Here is a 26445-nt window from a genome sequence, read left to right as displayed (position 1 = left end):
GCCTTTTTATTATTGTGGTTAGAGTGAGAAGTTATCGAACTCAGGATTCGCCTCAAAGTCGCCTAGGCGTTCAATTTCAGTATCTTGGCGCATTTGTTCATGCCAACGATCTTCATCCCAAATCTCAAACTTGTTCATCAAGCCAACCAACATGATTTTTTTTCCAAGATCTGCATGTGCGCGCAACGACGGCGCCAGCAAAATTCGGCCATTTTTATCTAGTTGATATTCTGTAGCGTTACCGAGCAACATACGTTGCATGCGGCGAGCGCGTGGATTCATGTTCGAAATCTTTAATAATCGTTCTTCAATTTCGAGCCATTCTGCTAGCGGGTATAACCACAAACAAGGTTCATTTAAGGCCACAGTGCAAATAACCGTTCCCTGATCTTCAGACAAGATCGCATCTCGGTACTTAGTTGGTACCGCAAAGCGTCCTTTATCATCCAAACTCAGAGAGCTCGCACCCCGAAACATAACTTGCCTTAAAAATAGGTTATTAATCGTTAATGATTATTTCCGATCCAGTTTGATCCACTAAAAACCACTTTTTACCACAGTGCTCCAGTTTAGGGCTTGACAAGCCATTTTGTCAAGTAAGCAGATCATCATAAGCGCCTTGTGAAGCCAGAAAAAATAAGGCCTCAAGCAAAGCCTATGAATTACGTGGGAAAAAGTGGAAAACATCGAAAAAAAATATTTTTTCAATTTTCCTGGCGATGTATTAGGGAAAAATGGTTAATGAATAACCAATGAATAATTACAAAATTATCTTCTGATGTAATTTTTACTCAATCACCCTGCAAGAGTTACGAATGTTCTCCCTCCAATGGTTGATTAAAAACTATAACGCATTGAAATAGTTGTTTTTTATTATTTGGTATGAAGGTTGCGATAGGTTAGCTACCAATTAAATGGCAATTTTTAAGGAATGATTATGACTACCGCAACTTCTAAATCGAACTCAAGCACAGAAACTAATAGCAGTGCAAACTCGAACGCGGCTCAAGTAGAGGCGCCATTCACAGAAAAAGCAACTGAAGCAGCACATCACGCTGTTGATGCACTTTCAACTCGTGCAGCAAGTGCTGAACATAGTGTTCGCCAAGGTGCGTCGAGCTCTGCTCAAACGTTTTCTGAAAAGCAAGCTGTAGCACGCGCTAAAATTAATGAGTACAGTGGTAAAACTCGTCAACTTGCATCAGAAAACCCACTTGCAACTGCAGGTATTGCCTTTGCTGCAGGCATGTTAGTAACTGCTCTTATTCGTCGTAAGTAATTGTTATGCAGTCTTCTCAATCTACAGATGAGAAAACGCAAGATGCCACTGAACAGCCGTTAAACGCTGATCAGTGGCAAGATCATCTTGCTAAATTATCTGATTACGGCAAACAGCTATACATTGACTACCGTGAACAAACTGGAACTTGTAAAAAGCTTGCAGCTGCTGAGTGGCGCTTATCAACACGCTCACTCGCCTTAACGATCATCCTACTCGTCTGTTTTGCAGGCGGCTTGGTGCTACTTTGGGCTGGTCTACTTGCTACTGTCGGTATCGCAATATTTAGCTTTAGCCAATCATTGTGGTTAGCCGCTATTTCACTGATTGCATTACAACTGCTATGCCTTGCATGGCTTTGGAAAAACATTGGTTATGTCAGCAGTAAGATAGGCTTTGATCACACGCTAAAAAGCGTTCGTCAATTATTTAATATTAATAAGGATGAATGATGTTAATTGATTATTTTATTAATAAACCACAGCACAGAGTGACTGAACTAAGCCAACAAATGGATCTACAAGATGAGCTTAAACGTCAACACCATCAAGCATTCAAATACCGTTTAAAACGCTTTGCAGTAAGTAAAGTAGGTATTGCCAGTGCCTTCACTGCGGGAATGGGCTACGAAGCACTTAATAACTCAGACCACAAAGACGGTAAATTGAAACAAGTCAGCCGCTTCAGCTGGTTACTGCGTTTGTTGTGATCTTTATCATGTAATGTTTGCTTTTTACTTCTCTTTGCCACCTATTTTCATTACCTTAAAGACAAACGAGCAATTTGTGAGAATGTAAGGTGAAAAAAAGGATTGTATTAACAGGCGGCCCTGGCGGTGGTAAAACAACAGCCATCGATCTATTAAGACGTGAATTTTCTAATCAAATTGTTGTTGTACCAGAGTCTGCGACCATGCTGTTCAGCGGTGGTATAGAACGTGGTGATGCAACTCACCTTATTAAAGCTCACCAACAGGCTATCTTCAGCTTACAAAAACACCTTGAACATATTCAGCGAACAATGCACCCTGATCGTTTAATGCTTTGCGATCGTGGTAGTTTAGATGGGCTTGCCTATTGGCCCGGTGAGCAAGATGAGTTTTTTAAGTGTTTAAACACCAGCCTAGAAATCGAACTTAACCAGTATGATGCGGTGATCTTTTTTGAAACAGCTGCTAAGTCTGGGCAAAGCATTCATTCTAATAACCCTGTAAGAAACGAATCTGATCAGCAAGCTATTTTGCTTGATGACAAACTACAAGCTGTTTGGTCACAGCACCCTAATTTTAATTTAGTGAAAAGTTCAGAGTCATTTATTCAAAAGGTGATGTTTGGCATCGACACTATCCGCAAGGTCATGGATAGTTATAACTAACAGCTTAATCAGTCATTAAACTGTTAGTTATCAGAGTCTATTAACCACGATTATGTGGTCGAGCGTAGTCTATATCAGGCCCTTTTGGCACAACTTGAGTTGGGTTGATCATGGTGTGGCTAAAATAGTAATGACGTTTTATATGATAAAAATCAACGGTCTTACTTACACCTTCAATTTGATATAACTCACGTAAATAGTTGCTGATCGCCGGATAGCTCTCAATAGTACGTAAATTACATTTAAAGTGGCCCACATAAACACTGTCGAAGCGAATTAAGGTGGTAAATAAACGCCAGTCGGCCTCAGTCAGTGTCTCCCCCACTAAATAACGGTTAGCTGTTAACCGTTGCTCAATCTTATCTAGAGCGGCAAAGAGATCATCAAAGGCTTCCGTGTAAGCTTCTTGCGTTGTCGCAAAGCCTGCACGATACACCCCATTATTAATGTTGTGATAAACAAACTCATTAACTTCATCAATTTCAGAACGTAACGATTGCGGATAAAAGTCACGTTCATTGCCTGTTAGGGCATTAAACGCGCTATTAAACATTCTGATAATTTCAGCAGATTCGTTGCTAACAATACGCTGCGTTTTTTTATCCCAAAGCACGGGAACCGTCACACGACCTGAATAATCGGCTTTGTTACGCGTATAAATTTGATGCATAAAGTCGCTATCGAAAAGTGTATCACCGGTGCTGTGATTATCTTTATCAAAACTCCAACCATGCTCTAGCATGTCAGGGCTTACAACCGACACACTGATATAATCTTCAAGGCCTTTTAAATGGCGAAAAATCAAAGTGCGATGAGCCCAAGGGCAAGCTAAAGAGACATAAAGATGGTAACGATCTTTCTCAGCTTTAAAGCCCGCATCACCACTTTGCCCTGCACTGCCATCTTCGGTAACCCAGTTACGTAACTGGGCTGCCTCACGTTTGAACTCACCTTGATTGTTATCGGTGTCGTACCATTTATCTTGCCATTGGCCATTTACTAGTAATCCCACAATAACCTCCTATAGTGTGCCAAATTTACCTAGCTGATAGTCACGTACTGCTTGCTGTAACTCAGCTTGGGTTGTCATTACAAACGGGCCCATATGAGCGATTGGTTGCTTAAGCGGCTCACCGGCTAGAATTAATGCCCCAGCACCAGTTTGCGAGTTAAACTCAATGTCACTGCCAGGCTCTAAAATCAATAAGCTGCCTGCTTTAACTGGGCCGCCCTGTTCAGTGTGAATTTCTCCGGTATGGATATAAATCATCACCTTCGTTTGTGTAAGCGGTGCATGGTAAAACTGCGTACCAGCCGGTAAAGTCACATCAGCAAGCATGCCATCAGCGGCGAGGTCTTGTAAGCTAGAGTCCTGATCTTCACCGGCAAACTGCCAGCTTCCAGCTAAGGCTTTTAGCTCAACACCTTGCTCATTTTGAGTCGTTGGCGCTGGCGCTTCAGTGGTATCTTGATAACGTGGTGCTCTGAGTTTCTCGGCACTTGGCATATTGAGCCAAATCTGAAAGCCGTGCATGCCTTCTTTGGCATCCGCTAATGGCATTTCACTGTGGATCACACCAAAACCGGTACTCATCCACTGCACATCGCCGGCACGGATCGCTTTTTTGTTACCCATTTGATCTTGGTGCTCAAAGCCACCTTTAATAATATAAGTAAAGGTTTCGATACCACGGTGAGGATGCGCAGGAAAGCCGCCCATAAAATCACTGTGATCATCAGACTTAAGCTCATCGATCATTAAAAAAGGGTCTAAATACTTGCCATCAAAGCCAGGAATACGACTGATGTTTACGCCGTCACCATCTTGTGTGGCATGGCTATTTAATTGTTGAATCACTTTCATAACTTTACTCCCGTAAATTGTATGAAATGATTGTAGGCGCTAATTTAACTAACAACCATGAGTAAAATTAGCGCTAATCATTCTATTTTCAAGAATGTTCATTTTGTTGTCTAGTTAACCTATCAGCCACTGTAGCACCCCGCTCTCCAACTTCTTTCTCTGGACCTATGGTGCTATCTACTAAGGTTTGCTGCTCAGCACTGGCATTAATGGCCGCACCAAAAATGATGATGTATGCGCTGATATAAAGCCACATCAACATGATCACCACACCACCTAACGATCCATAGGTTTCGTTGTAGCTTGCAAATTGCGATACATAATATGAAAAACCGATTGATGCGATGATCCAAAGTAACGTAGCGATAATTGAACCTGGTGTGATCCAACGCCACTTAGCGGGCGTCCTATGCGGTGCATAACGATATAAAAATGCTAAAGCACAATTAAAAATAATGGCTAATAGCGGCCAAGTAACAAGCTTAATCATTAAATCGATAAGCTCAGTTAAGCCAACTAAGTTAAGCACTATCGGTAAAATGCCAATGATCAATAACGCCACCAGCGCAACTACAATAGCACCCAACGAAAATAAAAAACGCACCACTAATGCTATAAAAAACTGGCGCTTGTTACGCTGATGATAAGTAATATTACAGGCAGTGATGAGTGCTTGGCAGCCTTTACTGCTACTCCAAACAGTCAATAATAAAGTACCTATAGCACTGGCACTCAATACCTTTTGTGATTGCTGAGTGATACCACTAACCTGAAGCAAAATGATGTCACGGCTACTTTCAGGTAAAATGGCAATCACTTTATCGAGCTGATCGTAAATATCTGTTGGCGAAGCAAAATAAGCATACACAGAAACAATGGCCGCCAGCGCAGGGAAAATCGCCAATAAGGCATAAAACGCCACACCCGCCGCCACAAAAGATAAATTGTCTTGTGATAGGTTGTGATAAACCCGCTTGCTGATATCCCACCAACCTCGCATTGGGATCTCCATTGGTGAGCGAGCTTGGTAACCTCGGTTGTCCTTACTCATATGCGACCTAAAAAATTGCTTCAATCACTCTCAAGCTGCAAACAACTTGCCAGTAATAATGGCGTCTGAATTGCATTAAGCTAAGCTTATAAAAACAGTAAAAAGGTCCATGGAGCGGTGCGATGAATTATTATTTACTTTTTAAAAATCAACTGGCTAGTTTGTTTACACCGACAGTCTCAGTAACATCGCAAGCAATCCCTGAGAGCTTATCTTGGCAAGACTTAAACTCTCAAATTACGCAGTTTTTACATACTACATGGCAAATGTTACCTGCACTGACACTCGGTATTGTAGCTATCATTATCTGCTACTTATTAGCCCGTCCTTTATCATATTTATTAATTAAACCGCTTGGTTTTGTCAGTGAAAGTAAACTTTTACATGTGGTGACCAGGCGCTTTTTCAGCATCATTATCATCTTGTTTGGGGTGTACTTATTTTTGCGTCTTGCTGGGCTCACCAGTTTTGCTGTGGCGATTATGAGTGGGACTGGTTTAGTTGGGCTTATTTTAGGTTTTGCTTTTCGCGATATCGCCGAAAACTTTATTTCAAGTATGCTGCTTAGTGTGCAGCGCCCTTTTCGTATTGACGATGTTATCGAAGTTGATGGTCGTTTAGGGGTAGTTAAAAAAGTTACGGCTCGCGCCACCACCTTGGTTGATTTTGATGGTAATCACATTCAAATCCCTAATGCGACCGTCTATAAAAACGTCATTAAAAACCTCACCGCAAATCCTAAAATGCGAGGTCACTTTAACGTAGGCATTGGCTACGATAATGACATTCGCTATGCCCAACAATTAGCAATGAAAGTGGTTAATCAAAACCCTGCTGTTATTAATGATCCGCCAAGCCAAGTGTTAATTGATTCATTAGGCTCCGCTACTCTTAATCTAACCATTTATTTTTGGGTTAATAGTAACGAACACAGTACTATCAAAGTCGCTTCACAATTAATGCGAGAATTGGTCAATACCTATTTAGCAGAGCAAATAAGCATGCCTGATGATGCTCGCGAGCGAATTATTTTAAATAGCGAGAACGATAATGAGCAGCCAAACAATAGTGTAAGTGCTGAGCCAAAAACAGCAAAATCACTCGACGACCATAGCCTTGATGACGTTAGCAGTGATGCCGATGATATTCGCGAACAAGCGGATCAATCTCGCGACCCTGAACAGGGTAGCAATATAATTTAAAGTACTTTAGAGCTAGGTTTCATCATTGGGTTTATCTTGCATAGCACGCTTAAACCCTTTGACTGACGTCCCTAGATCTCCACCTATTCGGGATAATTTTTTTGTGCCAAACAACAGCACCACAATTGCGGCAATAATGACTAATTGCCATACGCTTATTCCTGCCATAACAGCCTCTTTTTTTTAAATAAAAGCGCCCTTACAGGCGCTTGTACAACACTAACACTAGGAATACAAAGATTATACCAATCCGCAATAATACTTAGTCATTTTGAGGGATTAAACCTGTCGCTACCCGCGTTAAAAATTTCTGATTTACGACTGCATGGATGCAGAAGGTAGAGCAATGCAGGAGCAATTGCCGAGCACAACTAAATAACGAAATTTTTGCCTTGTTATCAACGAGGTTTTCTTGCCTCAAAATAGACCACTTAATTAAGCGAATTGGTATTAAAAACTAGCTCGAACACCCAAGGCTACTTGAGTACCAAAACGCTCAAGGTAACTCACTTGGTCAGTACGCTTGGTGTAACCCCAATAACGTTCATTCGTTAAGTTCGTTGCTTCGGCAAACACTGTGAATTGGTCACTGATGTTATAGCTCATGCTGGCATCTAATTGACCATAATCAGAGATCCAATATGGACCGCCCCATGCATCAGGATCCGATAAGAATTTGCTACGCCAGTTATACGCTAAACGCGCTTGGAAACCATATTGCTCATAGTAAACCACGGCGTTGTATGAGTTTTTCGACATGCCTCTAAATGGCAAGCCTGACTCTTTAAGCTCTGGCTCATCGTAACTACTGTCAACATAGGTGTAGTTCAGCTGAAAGCCTAAGCCATTGAAAGGTTCAGGTAATAAGTTTTCAAGTGACTGCTGATAAGCAAACTCAGCCCCTTTGATCGTTGCACCGTACTTACTCTTACCAGGGTAAGATGCAAAGTAACGTACGCCTTCAATTTCAACAGGACTTTCGGCGTAATCAATAAATGATTTCAGGTCTTTGACAAACACCCCTCCACTTAACGAACTACTGTCTTCAAAGTACCATTCTAAGGTCATATCAGCTTGATTCGCTTCTTCTGGTGTTAACGATGAATCGCCCATAGAAAGTTGCGGTAAGCCTTCACGATACGTATCAAAGTTTGGTGCAAGCCACGGACGTAAGTAGCTTAAAGATGGACGACTAATCACTTGTGCCGCAGAGAAACGGTAAATTAAATCATCGGTAATACTAAGCTTAAAGTTCATGCTGGGTAAAATGTTGCTGTAATCCCCTTTAAATGATTGCTCAACGGTTTCGCGCCAACCATTTTCAAGTGGTTTACCATCTTCTTGTAAGTCAATTAACGATAGATCATAAACCGACCCTTTAGAGCTCACTTCAGTTTGCGAGCCACGAATACCGACGTTTAACATATACGGCATGTTTGCAAGGGTGCTTTCAAGCGTCACTTGCGCATACGCGGTAAGAACTTCTTCGGTTACCTCATAAGTACCCGATGAATTGAGCGATGCAACAATACTCTTATCGGTCGCTTCAGCATTAATTGAACGATAATAAGCAAGTAACTTATCGTAATCGAAACTTGGCCACGGCTCTGGTGTAATGCTACTTTCGCCATCTAAGAAGTTATCGAAATTCGCCTCAACAAACACATCACTTGGGATTTCAAAAAGGTTAAAGTCACCAACATTCACTACTGTGCTGTCATCAAATTCATAACCATCGCGCTCTAAATATTGACCGCCATTACTAAATTGGCTGGCATTTTTTGATGCATATTCAAGCTGGCTCTTAGTTTGTTCAAGGTAAGTTAAACCAAAATCAACACGGGTAACTAAATCACTTTCAGGCACAAACGTACCGGTAAACTTAAAGTCATTAACCGTGTCTTCAACACCTGTACCAGTATTACGGCTATAGTGTGCACCGTATGATTGATCCGCAGTTAAACCAGGCGATAAGGTAACATCTGGCAGCATATTACCTGTCGTGTAATCAATGCCAATCGAGTCAATAAAACCACGCGCTACAACAAAGCGGTTATCACCACCGTTTTCGTTTTTCGCTTTTGAATGGGCAACATCCACAGCCAGTGTTAGGCCATCCATTGGATACCATTTAGCATTAAGGGCAAACTGATAAGTATCGGTTTTACGTGGGTTGGTTAAGTTGAGTAGCTCCACCATGGTGTTACCGGTTTGCGTCATTGATACTACACGACCTGAGTCATCAAATTCTGCATCGGTAAACACTGGCGTGCCTGGCGTCCAGCTTTCATCATAGTTAACAAAACCAATTTGATAGCGATGACCATCGGTGTTGTAACGTGAATAAAGAGCATCAAAGTTAATATCTAGGGTATCTGTTGGACGCCATTGCATTGCTAACGTCGCACCGACGCGTTCACGCACATCCTGCGCGTTGGCAAAATACATGTAGCTCGGAATTTTTGAGGCAAATATTTCACTTTGCCCATCAATTTCTCCGTTGCCGTTCATGTCGACTGGCACACCAGCGCTGTCTGCCCCCCAACCTTCTTCTTCGTCAAAAAAGCCGCTTGCCGAATACGTGTCTGCACGTAAAGTTTTCTTAGAATACGCACCCGAGAAAAGTACACCAAAGGTATCATCATTAAAGTTGTCACCTATGATGAATGAAGCATGCGGGTGTACATCGCCTGTTCGCGATTCATAAATCCCTTTTGCTGAAGCGCTCAAGGTAAAGCCATCTTGGTCTAGTGGTTTACGCGTTTCGATATCAACAACCGCACCAATGCCCCCTTCAATTAAGCGTGCTTCTGGTGACTTAGACACTTGTAGTGCCCCCACTAACTCTGAAGCAATCGTATCAAAGTTAAAGTCGCGGCCTGAGTTTTCAGAAGCCAGTTTACGACCATTCAACGTGGTAATGTTGTAGCCGCCACCTAAACCACGGACTAAAATATTTTGCCCCTCACCGCCATTACGAGTAATGGTGATGCCCGGAATACGCTGCAATGCTTCCGCTAAGTTTTCATCGGGGAACTTACCGATGTCATCAGCGACAACGACATCAACAACCGTCGTTGCTTCTTTCTTTCGAAAGTTTGATTCTTTAATACTGCTACGGATCCCTGTAACTTCAATAACCTCAACATCCTCTTCGGCCTTACTATCGTTTTCTTGTTGTTGGGCCGTCGCAGCGAAACTGACTGATGAGGCCAAAATCGAGCTTATCAGCACGCTCAAATATGTTTTTCTAGTTGTTGTTGCCATGATGATTTCCTGTTTTTAAATGTTCAGATTTTTTCACTATAAAAATGGTAATGAGTAAGGCCTTATATTTAACCTATAACAAAATGAAACAAACTAGCAACAATTAATTACCTATTGAAACTTTCGATAGTTACGAAATAAGTTTTAAAAACAGCAAAAATGGCTTCGTATGCCTTTAAAGATGGGGAGTTAATTTCGAAAGTTACGATAATGATTTTTTCTGAAGATTTTCTTTTCGGTGGGGAGATTCGGTTTTTATGAACAATAAAAAAGGCGGCAAAAGCCACCTATTCTCAATTCTATTTAACTAGAGAGTTAAACGATAATCACCTCGATGCCTGAGCTCGTTAATGATTCAACGAACTCTGCCGGCATATTTTTGTCGGTGACCAGCACATCGATTGATTTAAGCGGCAATACATTATACAAAGCACGCTTACCAAATTTACTTGAATCGGTTACTGCAATGACTTTATCTGCGCGGGTGCACATAGTGCGATTCAACATTGCCTCGGGCTCATAATGAGTGGTGATCCCCGCTTCTGAGTCGATACCATCAACCCCTAAAATAACCTTTTTAAAGTTATATTTACTAAGTGCTTGCTCAACTTCATTTGAGTAGAAAGACATTGATTTCTTTCGCAATTGCCCACCGAGCATAAACACATTTGCATCTTCAATATCAGCCAGTACATGGGCAATATTAAGGCCGTTTGTCATCACCGTAAGGCCCTGCTTATTGGTTAATGCTTTGGCAACTTCTTCTGTGGTGGTGCCAGAATCAATAATTAAAGAGTCGCCATCATCAACCAAACTTGCCACAGCTTTCGCTAATAACACTTTCACTGCGTAGTTTTCGTTATGCTTATCTTTTACCGAAAGCTCTTTTGCCAATTTATCGCAGGCAATTGCCCCACCACGTGAACGGACAACTAAGCCACGCTTACCGAGCTCGTTAAGATCATGGCGAATGCTAACCTCCGAAATATCAAAGGTCTTTGCAAGATCTTTAACATTTACTTTGCCATTTTCCTCGGTCATCAGGACGATTTTTTGTCTTCTTTCTATTGTGGTTAGCATAGCTGGCCTGTTGTTTTAATAGCTGCTTTCAAATTTGTAGTTCAATATTACACAATTTACAGTTTTAAAGCCAAATTTAGTTTCGAAATAAAATAAAACTTTCAAAACTTACGAATTTTGTTTTATGATTATTTCACAATAAACTTCTTTGGTGACAAAAATGACAACACAAAGCTCACTGTTAGAGCAAACAGAACACACCAATCGCACGCAATTACTGCCTATGATGATCATAGGAGGCTTGTTTTTCTTATTTGGTTTTATAACTTGGCTTAACGGCTCCTTGATCCCATTTTTACAAATGGTCTGCGATCTCAACCATATTGAAGCTTACATGGTGACCTTGGTGTTTTATATCGCCTATACCGTGATGGCACTGCCAAGCGCTAAGATTTTGCAAATATTCAGCTATAAGCATGGTATGTCGTTTGGTTTAGTTACCATGGCATTTGGTGCATTGTTGTTTATTCCTGCGGCACAAATTCAGGCTTATTGGTTGTTTTTGGTTGCCTTATTTACCCTCGGTAGTGGCCTCACCTTATTACAAACCGCTGCGAATCCTTACATCGTGCTAATAGGCTCTAAAGACACGGCAGCTGTGCGTATTAGCATTATGGGTATTCTTAATAAGAGTGCTGGTGTGGTGGCTCCATTGCTCTTCTCAGCAATTGTGTTTAGCGACATTGCCAACTTTAGCCCTGAAGCCCTTGCTCAATTGAACAGCATTCAAAAGCAATTGCAGTTACAAGAACTGGCTAATCGTTTAGTTACTCCGTACTTTGTAATGGCAATTGCGTTAGCGATATTAGCAGCGTTAATCATGCTGGCCCCGCTCCCTGATATTGAGCAACCAAAAACCAGCAATAACAGCGAGAGTAAATCAGTACTGCAATTTCCACACTTAGTTTTAGGCGTGATTGCCCTATTCTTTTACATAGGTGCAGAAGTCATTGCCGGCGACACCATTGGCCTTTACGGCAAAGAACAAGGGGTATTGCAGTTTGCAGGGCTCACCTCTTACACCATGGGCTTTATGGTGCTAGGTTATGTATTAGGTATTGTGTTAATTCCCCGCTTTTTTAGTCAGCAAAAGGCGCTGATATTTTCCGCATTATCTGGATGTGCGTTTTCACTTGGCATCATTTTGATTGATCAGCAACAAACTGCGATTTCGAATTTAGTGCTCTTTTGGCTTGCTGATAACAGTTTTCCAGATACCGTGTTATTTGTTGCATTACTTGGTTTATCGAATGCGCTCGTTTGGCCGACCATTTGGCCAATGGCCCTTGCAAACCTTGGCAATAAAACTCAAACCGGCGCGGCATTACTGATTATGGGGATTTCAGGTGGCGCGCTATTGCCTTTGGTATACGGTGTATTTGCAGAATATATGGGCAATGCACAACAAGCTTACTATCTGTTGATCCCTTGCTATGCGTTTATTCTTTATTACGCACTGATTGGTCACAAACTAACTAGTTGGCGTAAGTAAAGACATGGGCAGGCTTAGTTGTTTTAATATTTAACTAGCCTGCAATTTTTCTGATGTGAAATAGCCCAGTAGCAAAAATTCACGCACGGTAAAAATACACTTATATATTAAGTACTCGTCGCGCTTATCAGGGCTCACTTCTGAAAGAGGTAAGGCTTGCTGCGCTATTATGCGCTGTTGCTGCTGCAAAGAGATAGTAAATAAACCTGTGAGTTTATCTACTAATTGCGATGATGAAAGAGCACCTTCTGCAATCAGCTCTGCGCCTTTTAAACATGCCGTACGCTCAGTCACACTTAGTGTATTTGCTAGCATTAAATCTGTGAAAGCGACTAAATTAAAATACAGCTGCTCATTTGGCTCTAGCTCTAAAATAACTGCCTGCATGTGCGTGACCACATCCCGGTGAGGCGCAGCTTTAAGCACCTCAAAATGATTGTCATCCACTTTATCAAATAGCTGAGTCGCAGCCACAGGCGTAATAGCCGCACCGAATAATGCTGCTAAACATTTAATGGCATTTCGTCTTTGTAAATCAGCCATTGAACACCCCGTTTTGATAATGCCGTACAGCGTGATCGGCGGCTCTTGCAGTAAATGCCATATAGGTTAACGAAGGGTTTTGATAACCCGACGAGCACATAAACGAGCCGTCAGTGACATAGACATTACGCACACTGTGAATTTGGTTGTAACAATTAAGCACAGAGGTTGTAGCATCATGCCCCATACGCGCAGTTCCCATCTCGTGGATGGCCTGCCCCGGCGCTGAGCCTTTATCGTACGCTTGCACATTTTGATAACCAGCTTTGCTTAGCATCTCGACGGCTTGTGCTTTCATATCCTCGCGCATGCGCTGCTCGTTTTCAGCAAATTGGCAATCAAAATTAACTAAAGGTAATCCCCATTGATCTTTTAATACCTGATCTAAGCTCATTTTATTACGATGATAAGGCAGGCATTCACCAAAACCTATCAATGCAACTTGCCAAGGCCCAGGTTTGGCAAGTTCTTCACGAAAAGCCTTACCAAAGCTAAGTTCTTTAAAGCCCCGTCGCCAATCTTTGCGTGTTGCGTATCCTTGATAGCCATAGCCGCGAATAAAGCTATGCTGCTCGTTATCATCAAGGTTTCGAAAACGCGGGATATGAAAGCCAACGGGTCTGTCGCCATCATTAAAGTCATCTGCAAAACCTTTTGGTTCACCCGTTGCGCCAACCCTAAAATGGTGATCCATAAGGTTATGACCAAGCTCTCCACTATCGTTCCCTAAGCCATTAGGAAAACGGGCAGAGATTGAATTTAATAACAAGGCTGTTGTGGCTACCGTTGATGCACAACAAAAAATGATGTTCGCTTGCGCGATACGCTCTTTTTTAGATTCAGCATCAATCACTTTCACACCTGTGGCTTGCCCGCTACCTGGATTGTAAATAATCTCTTTAGCAATGGAGTGAGTCTGAATGGTGAGCCGGCCAGTACGCATCGCTGCAGGTAAGGTCGAGGCTAAACTACTAAAATAACTACCGGTTGGACAACCTCGCATACAGCGGTTGCGCTTGCTGCATGGGGCACGACCTTGCTCAGGCTTTGCCTTGGTTAAATGGGCTACTCGACCGATGGTGAGGTGACGATTAGTGTAGTGAGTTAATAAACTTTGTTTTAGCTGCTGCTCTACGGCATTAAGCTCAAAGGGAGGCAAGTAAGGTCCATCTGGTAGCTGAGGTAAGTTCAGCGCTTCGCCAATAACCCCGATATAGGCTTCGACTTTATCATACCAAGGCGCAATATCTTGATAGCGCACAGGCCAATCAACGCCGTGACCATCTTGTTTGTTGGCGGCAAAATCAATATCACTGAGGCGCAAGCATTGCCGCCCCCAAGTTAATGAACGACCACCCAGGTGATCCCCTCGGATCCAATCAAAACGTTGCGATTCTAGATAAGGGTGCTGCAAATCATTCACAAACCAGTGTTTTATTGATTGCTTGGTGGCATAGCCAGTGCGTGCTTGTTTAGCTTGGTTGCGCTTTTCTTGTAGGCTAGGCCTGTCGCGAAATGGCAGTTGCCAATCGTCTTTAAAGGCAGTGATATAGTCAGTACCGTGCACAACTTGCCTGCCACGTTCCAGTAGCAGTACATTCAGCCCTTTTTCGGTCAGTTCTTTAGCAGCCCAGCCGCCAGTAATACCACTGCCAATAACAATCGCATCGAATACTTTTGCCTGCATTCTCACTTAACTTTTAAAAGATTTGCTTACCCGCACAAATCGTTGCTTGAACAGAAAAGTCTTTATCGAGCAGGGCAAAATTAGCCTGTTTACCTACCGCAATACTACCTATTTGCTCCGCTTTATTTAAAAACTCAGCGGGTACTAAACTGGCCATGTTAGTTGCTTCAACTAGGCTTGCGTCGGTTAAGTTATAGAAACGCTCAACGCCAACTTCCATGGTTAATGTGCTGCCCGCTAAAGAGCCACTCTCAGTACGTGCAACACCTTGCTCAACCACAATAGGAAGCTCACCTAAGCGGTAGCGACCATCTTGTAAGCCTCCGGCGCTCACGCAATCTGTGATCAGAGCAATTTTATCTGCCCCTTTTAAACGGTAAACCATGTTCATGATGCTCGGGTGCAAATGAATACCATCAGGAATAAGCTCAACCATGGCATCATTGTCCATCAATAGTGCACCAGTACAACCGGGATCACGATGATGAATACCGCGCATACCATTAAAAATATGCACACCACCGCAGGCACCATGAGCAAGAGCTTGTGTTGTTTGCTCAAAATTAGCATCTGTATGGCCGAGCATCACACGCACGCCTTTATCGGTGATATAGCGGATCATGTCGGGCGATTTAAGTAGTTCTGGCGCTAACGCAAATGAGCTTAAGCAACCTTCACATGCGGCATAAATTTCATCAAATCGCTGTTTAGTAAGCTCTAAAAAAAATGACTCGTTATGCGCGCCCTTATGTGCTTCGGCAAAGAATAAACCTTCGTTATAAGCCCCTAGCAACTGCGCTCCAGCCAAGCCTTTTTGATAGGCACTCGCCATATTTTTATAAGCTTGAATTGATACGTCCCAGTCTGCGGTCACCGTTGTGCCAACAAAACCCGTTACGCCGTGCTTTGCTAAAGAACGAGAAATAGTCTCTAGTGATTCTGGGGTGCCGTCCATAATATCGCAGCCTTCCCGGCCATGAATATGCAAATCGATAAAGCCGGGAAATAAACTGTGCTCACCTAAATCTATTACCTCGATCTCGGGCGCTATTTGCTTGGTAATTGCAGTAATTTTACCTTGCTCGACCAAGACCACGTGATCGAGTAAAACCGCATCAGCAGTCACAACTTTTGCGGCTTTTAAGTAATAACGATTAAGATGCGTTGGAATTAGCATGAACACTTCCTATTATTGCAGCGCCTCTTACGCCGCTAGAATCACCAAATTTTGCGCGCTTCACTTCTGGCACGGCAAAACCTGAAAATAAATGAGTTTGAATTGCGTCAGGGAGCTTTTCTACAATTGCATCAATGAGCGACAACCCGCCCCCCAGCACGATAACTTCTGGGTGCAAACTTTTACTAATGGCAGCAAAGGTTTCGCCAAGAATATCTAAGTAACAAGCTAGCACCTTTAAGGCTTGCTCATCCGAGCGCTTGATATCGTTAGCCCATTCAATCGCAGATTTAGGAGATTGCGTAATATGTTGATACAAGGTTTGTACACCGGGCCCTGCAATATAACTTTCGACACAGCCATTTAAACCACAGCCACATTTTAAAACCGGCAGCTGGTATTTTTGTTGTAAATACGCAGACAGTGGTAAATGGCCGTACTCACCTGACATGCCCAAACCTTGGTTAAACAAGGTTCCATCAATGCACATACCACCCGCCGCACCCGTGCCAACAATGGCACCGAATACTCTGCTATAACCTTCACCGGCACCGCCATTTGCTTCTGATAAGGCAAAACACCGGGTGTCATTTAATATCGCAACAGGGCGTTTTAATAATGCTTGAAGATCGTTGGCAATCACTTTGCCTGTGGCACACGGCACATTAGCCGACAGCACTTTACCAGCATCATTCACGATACCTGGCATACCGATGCCCACCGCACCTTGGCTACCCGATAGCTCATCGGCTTTGAGTACTTGCTGATAAATTGCGTGCAAAAATTGCTGATAGTCATCTGTTGGCGTAGTAATACGCCAACTTTGCTGTTGCTCTAAATTGTCATTAAAAATGGCGGTCTCTATTTTTGTACCACCAATATCGAGTCCGTAAACAGCCATACTTTACCCACACTACTTAGCGAGAAGTTAATGGGTAAATAGTTACCCCTTTTACAACACGGTTAACTTCGCCCGTAGGACAAGGGTTATCAGGTGTTAAACCGAGTGACATTGATTTATAAAATGCAAAAATCTGACAATAGACAATATAATACAAGCCTTGCCAAACATCATCTAGCTCGACCAGTTCAGTATTTAATGCCAGCTTTTTAACCGCTAAACACTGTTGGTCATTTAATAGTTCATTATGCAAATCAGTATCATACAGACTACTATAAAAATCACTTGAGGCCATTAACAACACTGCGGTTTTCTCATTAATAATGGTTTTAGGACCATGACGAAAGCCAAGTGGAGTTTCAAAGTAACTTATTAAATCACCATTGGTCAGCTCCAAGCACTTTAAGGCCGCTTCTTTAGCATAGCCAAGTAACGAGCCTGCCCCTAAGAATACCAAACGTTCAATGTCAGTTTGCGCAAAGTCTTTAATCTCTGCAAGTTGAGTGTCGAGCAACTGCTCTGTCTGCGTGGCAACTTGTGCAAGCTGGTTAACATCAGGGGTAAAAATACATAAGGTTGAAAGCAGCATTGAGGTGAAACTGCTGGTCATAGCAAAGCTTTCATCAAGAGTTTCTTTTGGCATAAGTACACTAAAGCTGTTTCTTTTAGCTGCCGCCCTTTTCGCTAACTCACCATTTTCATTACAGGTAATAACTAAGTGGAAGCACTTTTCAACAGCTTGCTCTGCGATATCGACTGCTGCGACACTTTCAGGGCTATTACCTGAACGCGCATAAGAAACAAGTAAGGTTGGTGTATGCTTTTGTAAAAAACCATGAGGGTTAGACACAATGTCGGTAGTGCTAATTGCGCGCACATTTAACTCTGTTTTAGCTGTTAAGTGTGGTGCTAAAGCCTCGCCAACATAAGCCGATGTACCAGCCCCCGTTAATACTACTTGTAGGCCTTTTAGTGCCAAAACTGGCGCTAAAAATGCGTTTATTTCAGCTCGATGCGTTTCAATAATAGCGGCGGTATTGCACCATGACTCTGGCTGCTGAGAGATTTCTCTTGCTGTCCAATATGCGTTTTGCTGCTTAAGCTCTGTTTCGTTTAATGATAAATACTGCGTCATAATTAATTCTCTCTCAACACCACTTATTGATTACAAGCAAGCGAATAAGTATTCGTTACTTCCATTATTTTATTGAGTACTAACTCACGCGGTGATGAGTTAATTTGGCCATTGATCAATGCTTTGTATTGCGCTGGCATAAACTGACTAAGCAAAGTCTGTGGAATAATTTGCCCTTCTAAGTTGTCAAACAGTGTTTCTACCGTTTGTTTTATTTCATCTTCAGGCCAGTAATAACGAATACGGTCGCTATAACTGTAAGCTCTAAATAGCTTAGCTTCAGCGCCTTGTGTTGGGTAAAACTTATTCCAGTAATGCGGCTTTTCAAGCATGATGCGCTCGCACACATCACGTAAGTTAGAACGCTTAGCAGCTTCGACTAATTGATCTTCTATATATGATAAAGCGAACAACCCTTCGCGCAGTGCATAAGTAAGCTGTGGACCCACTTTTAATATGGCAAAGTGATCTTGCACCAGCTCGTGGTAGCAATGATCTGGCTGATAGTCGGTAGAGTGAGCTTCATAAACAAGATTATCGACAGTGGTGATAAACTCTTTTAGTTTTTGCGCTTCATTACGTTGGTAATCAAAAACTTGATGGTTATCAAATTCAACTCCCGGCTGCACAACAACAGCAATAACACGCGACCAGACATCGCTTATGTTTAAGTTAGCAAATGCAGCCTGATGTAATTCGATTGTTTGCTGCACGCCCTCAACATGGGATACCTCAATAATTTCATGTTCTTCTGTAGCGCCACCCGGAGGAGGAACCTCAGTACCCACCACATACAGAATATCGTTATCTTTTGAGACCGACTCAGCGGCTTGGCACATCAACGCTGCACGCTCAGCAATTACAGCATCAGCTAAACGTTTTCCATCGTCAGCGCATGGCATACTGGCATCTAAATGAATTTTCTTAAAACCAGCGCTTGCATAGGCTTTTACTAGGTCAACAGCTTTTGCCATCGCAACCTCTGCAGGCTCATTTACCCAACACACTGGGCCTAAATGATCGCCACCTAAAATAATGCGCTGGGTATCTAACCCTACTTTCTCGGCTATTGCATGAACAAACTCAACGAAGTCATGGGGCTTCATCCCTGTGTAACCACCAAACTGATTAACTTGATTCGACGTAGCTTCAATTAAAATTTCGGTGTCATCATTGAGAGCTTGCAACATTGCTGCTTCGATAACGAGCGGGTGTGCACAACACACAGAATAAATACCCTGCGCTTGCCCTACTCGATTGTTATTTATAATCGTTTTTAATGCATTCATGGTTTTCTCCAATCAGCTTACGCCTATGGTTAGATACGTGATTTGAAATTACATTAGCACAGCGCGAAACGCTGCGCAACAAAACGAAAGGCAATGAAAGAAGCAAAATAAGTTAAAAACACGCTAATCACGGTATTAAATAAGGATTAAAATGATAAAACTTAAAACTTCGAAAGAATTTGAAAGCATTTAATTGTAATTGACTTTGAGTTGCGATATAACAGAAACAACTGAAACCCACTATTAAAATAATCTCAGTGATTTAGGTATCGTTATGACAATAGATAGACGTAGTTTTTTAAAATCTGCCGCAGCCATTACCGCCGCGACAGTCGTGACTGGCTGTGCGAAAAGCCAACAAGGTGATAATCAAAGCACACCACTTGCAGCACAAGGTAAAAGCGTAATGGGCTTAGCTGTACCAGCAATGGATGTGGTACGTGTTGGTTTTATTGGAGTTGGTCAACGTGGTAGCGGCCATGTAAAACACCTTTGCCATATTGAAGGTGTTGAAATTAAAGCTATTTGCGACACTGATCAGCTGATGCTAGATAAGTCTGTTAATTATGTTGTTGAAAAAGGCTTACCTAAACCAACTGCTTATACGGGTTCTGATAAAGCCTATTTAGACATGCTTGCTCGCAATGACATCGACATTGTGATCATTTCAACGCCTTGGAAATGGCATACACCGATGAGTGTTGAGACCATGGAAAGTGGTAAACATGCCTTTGTTGAAGTACCTGCAGCAACTTCGATGGAAGAGTGTTGGCAACTAGTAAATACCGCAGAGCGCACGCAAAAGAACTGTATGATGATGGAAAACGTTAACTACGGCCGTGACGAGTTAATGGTATTAAACATGGTTCGTAAGGGTATATTTGGCGAGTTACTACATGGTGAAGCCGCTTATATTCATGACCTGCGTTGGCAAATGAAAGAAATTGACCGCAGCACAGGCTCTTGGCGCACTTACTGGCATACCAAAGTAGACGGTAACTTATACCCAACCCATGGTTTAGGGCCGGTTTCTCAGTATATGAATATCAACCGTGGTGACCGCTTTGATTTTGTTACATCAGTCAGCTCACCTGCACTTGGTCGCGCAGCTTACGCAGAACGTGAGTTCCCTGCAGGCCACGAACGTCGTTCACTGAAATTTACTGCTGGCGACATGAACACCAGCATTATTAAAACAGTGAAAGGTCGTAGCATTATGGTTCAGCACGACACCACAAGCCCTCGCCCGTACAGTCGCCATAACCTAATTCAAGGTACTAATGGAACATTTGCAGGCTTCCCTAATCGCATTGCTCTTGAAGATGTGCCACCAGCCATCGCGAAAATTTACCAACAACAATATGAAGCAGAACTCGCTGCATGGGAGAAAGCAGGTTCACAAGGTCGTAAGCCACATATGCAAAACTTCCATAGCTGGGATCAAGATATGGAAAAGTGGCGTGCTGAGTTTGATCATCCACTATGGAAACGCATGGGTGAAGAAGCGGTCAAGAACGGTGGCCACGGCGGTATGGACTTCATTATGCTTTGGCGCATGATCTACTGCTTACGCAATAATGAGCCTCTTGATCAAGATGTATATGATGCCGCAGCATGGTCATCAATCTTCCCGCAAAGTATGGCATCGGTTGCAGATAGAAGTAACAGCAAAACGATTCCAGACTTTACCCGTGGCGCTTGGCAAACAGGTGAGCCACTAGGGATTGTGTCTTAACACTTCCTCTCCATGGAACACTCAAAAGCCCGCTCTTTGCCCTGCGGGCTTTTTTATTTTATTGCTCACTCCCTTTAGAGCATTACTCTTTAAAACTTTGCCCACAAAAAAGCCCGCAACATCGGCGGGCTTTTTGATTAGGCTTTCACCTTACTGAGCATGTGCTGCAGCACGGAAAATCGTGTTAGTTAACAGTACATTCATGCCTTCAAGGTAAGCACGGTAGGTTGGTGATTGTGTAAAGCCTATCACCATGCCTTTGCCTTGCGGTTGATGAACAAGCAATGGCTTATACGCAAGCTGTGCTTTATTTTGCTGCCATAGATAACCACTTGCTAGCACATCATCTTTACCTGTAAACCAGGCTAAGTTTTTACCTGAGTTCAGTTTTATTGGCGTGTAAATATCATTACCGTAAGCTACCGCAACAAGGTCTTTATCAACCCCAGCGGTTAACCAATGCTCTTGGTCTACTTCAACATTTGCAAGTACACCAGCTACATAGTCTGGCGATGTATGTGGCTCAATGCTCGCTGCTTTTAAATCATCGCGAGAAGCGAATAACTGCCCTGCCACTTTACTGCTTTTATCATCACTGCTGCTTGCTTTATCTTCTCGGAAAGCTTGCTCGCGTTTAACATCTAACAAACCGTAATCAGCATTAGTGGTAAAGCGGTTAGCATTACCTAAAGCAATCAATACGCCACCCGCTTCAACCCAGCTTTTTAAATTAGCTGCACCCGATTTACCTAGTGCTTGCTCGTAATTACCTTCTGGTAAAATAAGCACTTGGTAATCACTTAAATCAGCCCAAGCAAGCATTGGTGTGCGAATAGCGGTTACCGGGTAGCCAAGCTGTCTTTCGATAACAAAACGAGTGTTACCGGCGCTTAGCTCACGAGTGGCTGCATCCCATGCAATCGCCACTTTAGGTGCAACCATAGGCACTGTTTTGTTACTACCAAAGCTTGGACCTTCAATCACCCAGCTTGAATCCACACCATCAACAATTGCACCAGTTTGCTCGGCAATTTGGCTAATTTTAGTCAGTAAGTCTTTATCGTTTAGGCGCTTTTCGATTACTAAGCTGCCCGCTGGGTAGTTAGTTTTATCACCTAATACAAATGATTGGTCAGCACTTTTCAGTTTAATGCCAGCTTGCAGTGCTGCTGTTAAAAAGCGTGCTGCGGCCGTATCACCCCAAGCAACAATATAAGCCACTGAGGCTTCTGGATTATTCACTTTACCAAGCAATGTGTCGTCGGCCTGAACCGCTTTGCTATCTGCGCTAACTGCGCGACCACAACTATCGCTATCAACATTAAACATCATCGGCAGCGACCAACCTGTGACATCGTAAATTTCATCACCTAGGTTACGAGCACGACGTCTTTCTTGCTCTTTTACAAATGCTTCAGCCATATCTACTTGGTCTGTAAATGAGGTACGTACAAATACCCCGCGTGGCTGTGCAGTATCAATAAAATAGCTACCTGCTTTGTACTTAACGCCACAGGCTTTGAAGTCTTCAGTTGCTTGTTTAACTTCAACACCATGCTCAGCCATTAAGGTTGCGAGTCTATGAGCGCCTTCACGGTTACTTTGCTTAGGTAAGATATAAACACGCTCTTTGCTATCTTTACCCGAATCAATTGCATCAACTTGATATTGGTAAAAATCACCCAGTAATTTTTCACGCTGATTGGCAGCCCCTTCGGCAGTCGAAATTGAGGCCACAAACTGACGTTTTACAGTATTAAAATAAGTGAGTAGCTCGCCGGTATTTTTCTCAAACACGTGGCCACGTGCAGAGCCTACTTCGTAAGTTGATGCTGATGCACCATAAAATACTGGCCAGCTATCACCGTAACCTGGATAAAAGGCATCAAAGATTTCACGGGTAAAGTAATCAAAGCCAAACTCATCAAAATACTTCGCATGATTTTGACCAATTGCATCCATATTAGCGATTTGGGTTTTCGTCATATGCGGATTAAATGGCTGAGCAGCCGGTGCAAAGTAGTAAGATTGGTCGCCGCCCATTTCATGAATATCAACCACCACTTGTGGTTTATATTTATTGATTGCAGCCACTCTGCCTTTACTTTCAGGCTGAGTAAGCGCTAACCAATCACGGTTCATATCAAACAAATAATGATTTGTTCGGCCTCTTGGCCATGGCTCATTATGATCTGCACTTAACCTATCTGCACTGTGCTCAAGACCTACGGTCGCATAATAACGAGTAACAAAACGCTCACGGCCATCAGGATTTTGTAGTGGGTCGATAAACACCACTGTGTTATCTAAAATTTTGCTGTTAACGGCATCATTAGGGGCTGCTAATAAGTGATATGCAGTAAATAATGCAGCATCGGTTGAGCTAATTTCATTACCGTGCACTGCATACTGAAGCCACACAGACGTAGGTAAATTTTTAATTAGCGACTTAGCTTCTTTTTCAGAGGTAATACGCGGATCAGCCAAAGCTTGGGTGTTATTGGCGAGGGTTGCTAATGAGCGAATATGCTCCGCTGTGCCAACCACCGCATAAACCAGTTCACGACCTTCCCAGCTGTTTGCGTACTTAAACACCTTAATACGATCAGGCGCAGCTTGTTCAAGGGCGCTAAGATAACGACGCATATCGTTGTAATTGGTAATGCGCTCACCTACATCGTATCCAAGTACTTGTTTAAATGTTGGTATTTGCTGATTATAAGCCGTGCCCGGCCACATTGCTTCGGTATTCGTTGCTCTGGCATTAAAGCTTGCCGTTATTGCCACAACACTGACTGAAATGGCTTTTATTATTTGTTTGGCGCTCATTATTTTTCCCAAGTAAAAGTATCTGCTTTGTACATTACAAAAGTATTGAAAATAAACAAATTAAAAACGTTAGATTGGCAAAAATTAAAGACATAAAAAAACCGCAGCGATTGCTGCGGTTATTATTAACATAGCGGAGCTATTTAACTAGGGTCATTTCATCAAGTAGGTAACCTGCGTTATCAACTTCTTCCATTAACCAAAGCATGTATCGAATATCAACGTGAATAGCACGGGTAATTTTGGCGTTAAAGTACCAATCTTTGGTGATTGATTCATAAGTCGAGTCAAAATTAAGACCCACCAATTCACCTTTACCATTCATGACTGGCGAACCTGAGTTACCACCAGTGGTATCAGCGCTACTTAAAAAGTTGACTGGTACTGAGTTAACTTCAAGAGGTTTAGCCGCTTGTGGCTCACAACCAAAGCTGAATAAACTACAGCTTACGCCAGGCAAACCTAAGTCACCGCGATAGTACGCGCCAAACGCTTGCTTTTTGTAAGCTTCAAGTACTTTATCGGTAACAACAAATGGTTTTTCACCTGTGTGTTTAGCCACTAAACCACGTAGTGATGTAAAAGGTGTTTTATAAACAGCATCTGCCGCTGGGTAACCATCAACTTGTGCATAGCTTACGCGTAGTGTGCCATTTGCATCTGGGTAAACTGGCTTACCTTTAGCATTATTGAAAGCGATCACGGCTTGCATATACTGCGGGCGAATTTCTGCTAAGCGACCCGCCATTTCTTTTTTATCAGCTTCTTGTGCCATGTTGGTATCGTATAGAGCAACAGCTAACTTTATGAATGGATCGTTTGATGCTTCAAACTCTGCGACAGATTTACCAATCCAGTTAACACGTGCTTCTACATCTGTAAGCTCTGTATTAGCATAAAAAGAAGCAATAATCGCATCAAGCTCAGCTTGTGTAGTGGTATCTGTAATACCTAAGCCGTCGTTTAATGCCGCAACTTGCGCTGCTTTATCTTGCGCTAAATAGTTACCTAAAAAGCTTAACCATAAGGCTTTATCGACGTCAGGCGTAAACTGTTTTTGTAAACGCTCTAAACGCGCTTTAAGCATAGGAAGATCGCGCTCTTGATAACCCATTTCGCGCTCTGCATTTGGCTTTTCGCTTTCTTTAGCTAAGCGGTATAAACGAATCGCCGTGCTTAGTAAGTCTGCGCGTTTTGCATAATCAAAGTAAAAGTGACTTTGTTGCTGAGCATGTGCTTCAACTAACAATGCTTTCAATGCATGATATGAATCTGCGTAAGCTTTTCGTTCAGCACTTTGTGCAAACCAAGCTAAGTACTCTTGTTCTTGCGCAGCTTTAATACCCGGAATATCCGTTACTCTAAAGCCATCTTGTAAGCCTTCAAGTTTCTTTAAGCGGTTGTTAGTGCTTTTCACACGAGAGGCATATTTAACTTGTGCTTGCTCATCGCCTTCGCTCTGCTTGGCAATCACATCAAGAGTCATGTTGTAAGTATTAAGCAATGTCGGGTAATACCAACTCGCAGAATAATTTACTTCATCTGCAAGCTTATAGCGGCTAGTGCGACCTGGGTAACCTGCCACCAGCACGCCATCACCTAAGCTTACGCCGCTCGCATTCACTTTTAAGAAAGATTTTGGCTCATAAGGTACGTTATCTTCGCTGTAATCTGCAGGTTTACCATCTTTACCAACGTAACCACGTACAAAGGTAAAATCGGCCGTGTGACGTGGGTATTCAAAGTTATCGATGTCACCACCAAAGTTACCTAGCGCTTCTGCCGGGGCATACACTAAGCGCACATCTTTGATCATCAATTGTTTGATCATGAAGTACTCTAAGCCATGGTGGAAATCACGTACCGTACAACGGTAGTTAGGATCTGACTCACACTCACTGATCAAGGCTTTGCGGTTTGCTTGAATCGCTTCATAACGCTCTTTGCCATGTAGGTCTGCTGGTAAGTTACCCAGCACGCGCTCAGTAACATCATCCACTTGTTCTGTTACGTACAAACGCTCTTGCGGGCCTGCTGGTAGCTCTTTTGATAAGTCAGCTGCTAAGAAGCCTTTTTCAATTAAGTTATTTTCTGGTGTACTGTTATTTTGAATCGCGCCATAAGCACAGTGATGATTAGTTACAGCTAAGCCTTTTGGTGACACAAATGACGCTGAACAATAGCCTAAACCAACCACTGCATTGAGTGGGTATTGGTTGAGATCTGCCACTTGTGAAGCCGGTAATTCGATACCAACGCGGTCAAACTCGCTTTGTAATTGTTTTAATTGATGCGGTTGCCACTGCCCTTCATCAGCGTGTGCGCTACCTACAGCGACAACACCCATGAGTGCTAATGAAGTAGTAATAATATTTTTTTTAATCATGTTAATCCCAGTCAGTGCAAAGCACTATTCCATTGTTGCCTTAAAAAATCGCGCTAAGACTACCATAACCTTGATTGAGTAAAGGGATATTGCGATTAAATACGATTGGAGAGTAAAAATAGAGTGGAGAAAAAGCTCCTACCGTAAGAATGCA

The 26445-nt window shown here is 42.7% G+C and carries 21 protein-coding genes and 1 pseudogene; 7 read left to right on the top strand and 15 right to left on the bottom strand.

What is annotated here, in order from left to right; all coding sequences use genetic code 11:
* Positions 1-18: 18 nt before the first annotated feature.
* On the bottom strand, positions 19-477 hold the full coding sequence (mraZ, locus tag KQP93_RS02610) for a division/cell wall cluster transcriptional repressor MraZ (protein ID WP_217875710.1): 459 nt from the start codon (positions 475-477) through the stop codon (positions 19-21).
* A gap of 460 nt (positions 478-937) precedes the next feature.
* Here mraZ and KQP93_RS02605 point away from each other — a divergent pair, with 460 nt between their 5' ends.
* The 4 genes from KQP93_RS02605 to KQP93_RS02590 all read left to right on the top strand — a co-directional run bounded on the left by KQP93_RS02605 (position 938) and on the right by KQP93_RS02590 (position 2653).
* Complete coding sequence (locus KQP93_RS02605; RefSeq protein WP_217875709.1) at positions 938-1279, top strand: DUF883 domain-containing protein; 342 nt, start codon at positions 938-940, stop codon at positions 1277-1279.
* A gap of 5 nt (positions 1280-1284) precedes the next feature.
* Entirely contained in the window at positions 1285-1731 is a 447-nt protein-coding gene (locus KQP93_RS02600; RefSeq protein WP_054561059.1) for a hypothetical protein, read from the top strand.
* Complete coding sequence (locus KQP93_RS02595) at positions 1731-1988, top strand: hypothetical protein (protein ID WP_054561060.1); 258 nt, start codon at positions 1731-1733, stop codon at positions 1986-1988. Before KQP93_RS02600 ends, KQP93_RS02595 begins: the two co-directional genes overlap by 1 nt.
* Positions 1989-2077: 89 nt before the next feature.
* Positions 2078-2653 (top strand): AAA family ATPase, encoded by a 576-nt coding sequence (locus KQP93_RS02590; RefSeq protein ID WP_254907705.1) that lies wholly within the window; start codon positions 2078-2080, stop codon positions 2651-2653.
* Positions 2654-2693: 40 nt separating this feature from the next.
* Here KQP93_RS02590 and KQP93_RS02585 read toward each other — a convergent pair whose 3' ends face one another.
* The 3 genes from KQP93_RS02585 to KQP93_RS02575 all read right to left on the bottom strand — a co-directional run bounded on the left by KQP93_RS02585 (position 2694) and on the right by KQP93_RS02575 (position 5568).
* Positions 2694-3665, bottom strand: a complete 972-nt coding sequence (locus tag KQP93_RS02585) for a glutathione S-transferase family protein (protein WP_217875708.1) — start codon at positions 3663-3665, stop codon at positions 2694-2696.
* Between the two features lie 9 nt (positions 3666-3674).
* Positions 3675-4517, bottom strand: coding sequence for a pirin family protein (locus KQP93_RS02580; protein ID WP_217875707.1), 843 nt, complete (start codon positions 4515-4517; stop codon positions 3675-3677).
* Positions 4518-4605: 88 nt separating this feature from the next.
* Entirely contained in the window at positions 4606-5568 is a 963-nt protein-coding gene (locus tag KQP93_RS02575) for a YihY/virulence factor BrkB family protein (RefSeq protein ID WP_217875706.1), read from the bottom strand.
* Positions 5569-5690: 122 nt separating this feature from the next.
* On the opposite strand from KQP93_RS02575, the gene KQP93_RS02570 reads away from it, so the two are divergent.
* Complete coding sequence (locus tag KQP93_RS02570; RefSeq protein ID WP_217875705.1) at positions 5691-6770, top strand: mechanosensitive ion channel family protein; 1080 nt, start codon at positions 5691-5693, stop codon at positions 6768-6770.
* An 18-nt stretch (positions 6771-6788) separates the two neighbouring features.
* Here KQP93_RS02570 and tatA read toward each other — a convergent pair.
* The 3 genes and pseudogenes from tatA to agaR form a co-directional block, all read right to left on the bottom strand.
* Positions 6789-6938, bottom strand: a pseudogene (gene tatA / locus KQP93_RS02565) (twin-arginine translocase TatA/TatE family subunit); the annotation flags it as partial.
* 282 nt (positions 6939-7220) lie between these two features.
* Positions 7221-10037, bottom strand: coding sequence for a TonB-dependent receptor (locus tag KQP93_RS02560; RefSeq protein ID WP_217875703.1), 2817 nt, complete (start codon positions 10035-10037; stop codon positions 7221-7223).
* 315 nt (positions 10038-10352) lie between these two features.
* Positions 10353-11117 (bottom strand): transcriptional repressor AgaR, encoded by a 765-nt coding sequence (agaR, locus tag KQP93_RS02555; protein ID WP_217875702.1) that lies wholly within the window; start codon positions 11115-11117, stop codon positions 10353-10355.
* A gap of 160 nt (positions 11118-11277) precedes the next feature.
* Here agaR and KQP93_RS02550 point away from each other — a divergent pair, with 160 nt between their 5' ends.
* Entirely contained in the window at positions 11278-12609 is a 1332-nt protein-coding gene (locus KQP93_RS02550) for a sugar MFS transporter (protein WP_217875701.1), read from the top strand.
* Positions 12610-12639: 30 nt separating this feature from the next.
* Here KQP93_RS02550 and KQP93_RS02545 read toward each other — a convergent pair whose 3' ends face one another.
* The 6 genes from KQP93_RS02545 to KQP93_RS02520 are packed head-to-tail and all read right to left on the bottom strand — an operon-like array spanning position 12640 to position 19341.
* A complete protein-coding gene (locus KQP93_RS02545; RefSeq protein WP_217875700.1) occupies positions 12640-13152 on the bottom strand; it encodes a hypothetical protein in 513 nt (170 codons plus the stop codon).
* Positions 13145-14839 (bottom strand): GMC oxidoreductase, encoded by a 1695-nt coding sequence (locus tag KQP93_RS02540; protein WP_217875699.1) that lies wholly within the window; start codon positions 14837-14839, stop codon positions 13145-13147. Before KQP93_RS02540 ends, KQP93_RS02545 begins: the two co-directional genes overlap by 8 nt.
* Positions 14840-14852: 13 nt before the next feature.
* Positions 14853-16016 (bottom strand): N-acetylglucosamine-6-phosphate deacetylase, encoded by a 1164-nt coding sequence (nagA, locus tag KQP93_RS02535; RefSeq protein ID WP_217875698.1) that lies wholly within the window; start codon positions 16014-16016, stop codon positions 14853-14855.
* The gene (locus tag KQP93_RS02530; protein WP_217875697.1) at positions 15994-16917 is read right to left on the bottom strand and encodes an ROK family protein; all 924 of its coding nucleotides are present in this window, start codon (positions 16915-16917) and stop codon (positions 15994-15996) included. The genes nagA and KQP93_RS02530 overlap by 23 nt, the downstream gene beginning before the upstream one ends.
* Positions 16918-16933: 16 nt before the next feature.
* Positions 16934-18052 (bottom strand): SIS domain-containing protein, encoded by a 1119-nt coding sequence (locus tag KQP93_RS02525; RefSeq protein WP_217875696.1) that lies wholly within the window; start codon positions 18050-18052, stop codon positions 16934-16936.
* 23 nt (positions 18053-18075) lie between these two features.
* Entirely contained in the window at positions 18076-19341 is a 1266-nt protein-coding gene (locus KQP93_RS02520; RefSeq protein ID WP_217875695.1) for a D-tagatose-bisphosphate aldolase, class II, non-catalytic subunit, read from the bottom strand.
* A 274-nt stretch (positions 19342-19615) separates the two neighbouring features.
* On the opposite strand from KQP93_RS02520, the gene KQP93_RS02515 reads away from it, so the two are divergent.
* On the top strand, positions 19616-21076 hold the full coding sequence (locus KQP93_RS02515) for a Gfo/Idh/MocA family protein (RefSeq protein ID WP_217875694.1): 1461 nt from the start codon (positions 19616-19618) through the stop codon (positions 21074-21076).
* 150 nt (positions 21077-21226) lie between these two features.
* Here the strand turns inward: KQP93_RS02515 and KQP93_RS02510 are convergent, their stop codons facing one another.
* Positions 21227-23905 (bottom strand): M14 family metallopeptidase, encoded by a 2679-nt coding sequence (locus KQP93_RS02510; protein WP_217875693.1) that lies wholly within the window; start codon positions 23903-23905, stop codon positions 21227-21229.
* Positions 23906-24044: 139 nt separating this feature from the next.
* Entirely contained in the window at positions 24045-26291 is a 2247-nt protein-coding gene (locus KQP93_RS02505) for a S46 family peptidase (protein WP_217875692.1), read from the bottom strand.
* Positions 26292-26445 lie beyond the last annotated feature (154 nt).

The organism is Pseudoalteromonas shioyasakiensis (assembly GCF_019134595.1).
GTDB lineage: Bacteria > Pseudomonadota > Gammaproteobacteria > Enterobacterales > Alteromonadaceae > Pseudoalteromonas > Pseudoalteromonas shioyasakiensis_A.
Note: the sequence above shows the minus strand (reverse complement) of the source record. Positions and strands in the feature narration are given on the sequence as shown.